Source organism: Pseudoalteromonas denitrificans DSM 6059 (genome assembly GCF_900112265.1).
Lineage (GTDB): Bacteria > Pseudomonadota > Gammaproteobacteria > Enterobacterales > Alteromonadaceae > Pseudoalteromonas > Pseudoalteromonas denitrificans.
Genome location: NZ_FOLO01000038.1, coordinates 1 through 2742 on the forward strand (window position 1 = coordinate 1; position 2742 = coordinate 2742).

3 protein-coding genes are annotated in these 2742 nt (G+C 36.1%); all 3 read left to right on the plus strand.

The window, feature by feature from the left end; translation table 11 throughout:
• The first annotated feature begins 276 nt into the window (after positions 1-276).
• Positions 277-975, plus strand: a complete 699-nt coding sequence (locus BM088_RS18415; RefSeq protein ID WP_091988065.1) for a hypothetical protein — start codon at positions 277-279, stop codon at positions 973-975.
• A gap of 310 nt (positions 976-1285) precedes the next feature.
• A complete protein-coding gene (locus BM088_RS18420; RefSeq protein ID WP_091988068.1) occupies positions 1286-2251 on the plus strand; it encodes a hypothetical protein in 966 nt (321 codons plus the stop codon).
• Entirely contained in the window at positions 2244-2552 is a 309-nt protein-coding gene (locus tag BM088_RS18425) for a hypothetical protein (protein WP_091988071.1), read from the plus strand. The genes BM088_RS18420 and BM088_RS18425 overlap by 8 nt, the downstream gene beginning before the upstream one ends.
• Positions 2553-2742: the final 190 nt, after the last annotated feature.

Here is a 2742-nt window from a genome sequence, read left to right on the forward strand (position 1 = left end):
GAGTACACCGAGGTAAAAAACACTGAGAAAGATAAAAGTGTAAAGTGCTAATTTTTTGTCGGTGTAACGCGAAGTGCCTCTGTGTACTCTGTGGTTAATATTTCATTTGAAAAGTCACTATTACCACAGAGGGCACCGAGCTCACCGAGAAGAAAAACATAGAGAAAGTCTAAAGTAGCAAGTTTCAGTTATGTTTCTCTATGGCACTAACCTTCTTTCATTTTGAACTATCAAATCACTCAATTATTTATTCAAACAATCAAATAAGGAGCCATCATGGCAACCACATCGGAACTTCTCGCTAAAGCTGTTGGCGAGATAAGTGTATTAAACAAAACATACGAACAAGAAGTCACAAAATGGCAAACAGAACGGGCGCAAATGCAAACGCTTTTGCAGCAGAGTAAGCAAACATTTAATGATTATATAAGCACTGCGCGCAGGGAAGTTGCAGCCATTAATTTATTAAAAAATGCTCAGGCAAAAGATATTACTGGAGATGGTAAATTAGATTTACCGTTTCAACCTTATACAGCTCATGTCGATATAGAAGCCACTGTTTATGATAGAGAAGATGAAGCTGTACCTGAAGTGATAAGTAACATAAAAACGAGTATGCTGTTTAATCCAATAAAACTCATAATTACTAAAAAAGAAGGAATTGACCGAGAAACATTACTCATTCCTTATAATCCTGTTTTTGGTAAAATTTCTGTAGGGTTTGTTGCACTTTATAGTCCAACCAGTGGCATAAATATTCATGGCGTTGGTGAGCTGGAAGAAAATCGTTTATATCAAAAAGTGGTTTGTAACCAATCTGTATCTAGAAATCATAATATTGACCTTCCTAAATATGAATTAACGCAAGATACTTGTGAACTTTGGATGGTGGGTCCTTGGATATCTGCGGGGTATGTTGAAAAAGACAGTATTCCATTATTTATTGATGGTGCTATTTATCATGATATTGGGTGATTAACTAAAATTGGATTGTATTAAATACTTTTCAAAATTTATTTTAATTCAGAAATATAAATTATTTAAGGTAAACGACACAACTTGCTATTTCGCAGTTTTTGTACTTTGAAAAGTAAAGTTTCATTTCTCTGTGTAGCGCGAAGCGCCTCTGTGCTCTCGGTGGTAGAAGTTTTAAGGAACCTTTATTTACCGCCGAGTCTAGGTAGTAAATATCTCCCACTACATATCCAGCATTTAAATTTATTAACCCTATAGATAATTAACTCAAAAACTTTAATCCTATAAAATAAGTCAATCAGGAGCCTTTATGGCAAATACAACGGATCTTCTTGCCCAAGCTGTGGGCGAAATTGGTGAACTTAATACCACATACGAACAAGAAGTTACTAAATGGCAAAGTGAACGAAGTGCCATGCAAGCCCAAGTAACAAGTGTACTTAATGAAAAAAGCCAAGAACTAACAGAGCTTGGTAATTTGGTTTTAAATAACCGCATTGTGGGGGGGAATTTATTAAGCGACCCTTGGTTACTCGATGTGACAGCCACTCAAGTAGAAGGTGAGTCGGTATTAGTGCCAAATACCCCTTATTTTAAACCGCGTATTAATACTAAAATGCAGGTGGTATCGCAAAATACTTATGCCTTTGGTACGCGTTATGCGCATACTTCAGTTAAAGAAAGTCAATTAGCAAACCCAGACTCATTTACCGATGACCCCTGGCAAGCGACACCAGATAAACCCATATTTGCACATTTACATCATAAACAAATTATGGCCCATGGCGGTTTACATGCACCTGAATGGTCAAAACTTAAAAAACAAGGGCATGTTTTAAAAATTGAAGTACCAGCATCAGATTTACGAGACAAACAAAATCAAGATCATCCTGGGCATAATGGTGTGAGTGTGAATACTGGAATTTATAATGCCACAGCTGGAGGGCTCTTTTTATTTAGAGCTTGGGTATATGTTAAAAAAGGCGTGTTATGTTTTGGTGATCATGCAGGATATAAAGGGATTACTCGTTCACAAAAATGGCATGCAAATGAATTTACGCCAGAAAACGCAAATCATCCCTATAAATTTGTGGAGTTCTTAGTTAAATCATATAGATATAATGGTAATTCATTGAGTTCACTTAACTTTGCCAGTGGTGATAATAATGAAGCACTAGAGTGTTATTTTGCTTGCCCTCAGTTATTTGCATTAGATCATACCGATGATAATAAAAAACCTATGTCAGGGGCAACCTTTGGAGGCACTTATGCTTAAAATTAATGGTCATACAGTATATGATTTAGACGCTTTATTTGATATTGAAACAGGTGAGCCCGTCATTGAAGGCAAGGTGGTAGGCTATGGTAAATATAAACAAGTAAATGCAACTAGTGTATCACAAGCGAAGTATCAAATAGCCTGTTTAGAAGTGCATCAATTACGTAAACAAGCTTATTTAAAAGAGTCAGATCCTTTATATATGGAGTTTCAATTTGATAAAACACCTGAGTCTGAACAAGCTTGGCGTGATGCTGTTAACGACATTAAATCACGATACCCAACTCCCTTAGTATAAACCTGCATAAACTCCAAGGCATATGAAGGTAAACTGCACAATATATCACTCAGGTCAGACTTGACCTGTTTTATTTAATAATAATCAGTAAGATATAGCTATTCTTGAAAATCAATTCATTCTTTTATCGTTTCATTGCTTAAGTTATTTATCCTCAGCGAAGCGCCTCCGTGTTCTCGGTGGTAAAAGT